At 35.2% G+C, this 1121-nt stretch carries 1 protein-coding gene; it reads left to right on the forward strand.

Features of this window, described 5'->3' with window-relative positions; translation table 11 throughout:
• The coding region (locus RJ60_RS15225; protein ID WP_219725920.1) for a hypothetical protein at positions 1-775 on the forward strand (775 nt) is incomplete at its 5' end.
• Positions 776-1121 lie beyond the last annotated feature (346 nt).

Raw genomic sequence — 1121 nt, forward strand, 5'->3', positions numbered from 1 at the left:
TGAAGGCATATTGCATTGTTCTTATGAATACCAGTATTTTATTATTCTTCTTAAGGAGATTCTTAATAATGGACTAATCAACGAGAAGACAAATCATAGACTACAGCTATTGAACGATAGGATTGAATTGAGCTCTCTAACGGAATTATTCAAAAAGCATGCAGGAACTAGTCTATCAAGTGTTCTATTATCTAGAGACTTACGTCAGACCGAGTTTTCATTGGTTAGTTTGAAAAACAAAATTATGCTCTACATATTTGCCAAAAGACCTTTAAAGACTATCTTTGGAAGAGTGCGTTGGATTTGGAAGCACATAGTTCTTCTTCTTCACCCTAAAGGATTCAAGCTTGTTGTTCTTTCTGAGAAGAAAGAAATGTTTCAAAAAACGTATATTGTGCTCAAACAGATGTTTGAATATCAGCTGTTCAACTCCTTAGTGTTAGCTGAACCAAATAGAGAACGATTGCCCAGCTCACGGAGTTTCAGAAGAATACAGTCAAGAATATCATCAGTTTCTGATAAGGCACGAACCAGGATGATTATTGAATATTTTAATGTGAGCAAAGCTTGTAATTTTGAAGAAGGCAAGCTTTCGTGTAGTGGAATCTCTTCCGCAGATACTATTCTGTTGTTAGTTAATGAACTAGGTTCATTTGGTGTCAATTTGCATGAGAAGCCTATACTTTATTTGAGTACACATGCATCTGAAAGAGAATTATCATTAACAATATGTAGATTAATAGAAATAATGTTAAGGAAGTTCAGGAAGCTTTGAAATAAATATTACATTGAGAAAATTAACGAGTCCACGAGTAACACCAAAGATCGTAGAGAAGACTGAAGCAAAGATAATGATCATTTGCTTTTAAGGTAGCTAAGAGGTTATTGCAGATGTCGACTACATCTATTTGCCACAGAGTAATGGACCTGGTGATAATCGACTCAATGTCTTGCATTTTACGAGAGCAACTTATGAAAAACCTAATGTGCCAATCGGAGAAATGTTAGGCGATACATCCTCATGACAATGGGCTTTTGCAGCGAAAAATATGGAAGATATACTGGCTGATTATGAGCAATTTTGCCATAATAGTCAAGACAAGTAAGACTAGGAGAGAAGA

Source organism: Mesotoga sp. B105.6.4, from assembly GCF_002896535.1.
Lineage (GTDB): Bacteria > Thermotogota > Thermotogae > Petrotogales > Kosmotogaceae > Mesotoga.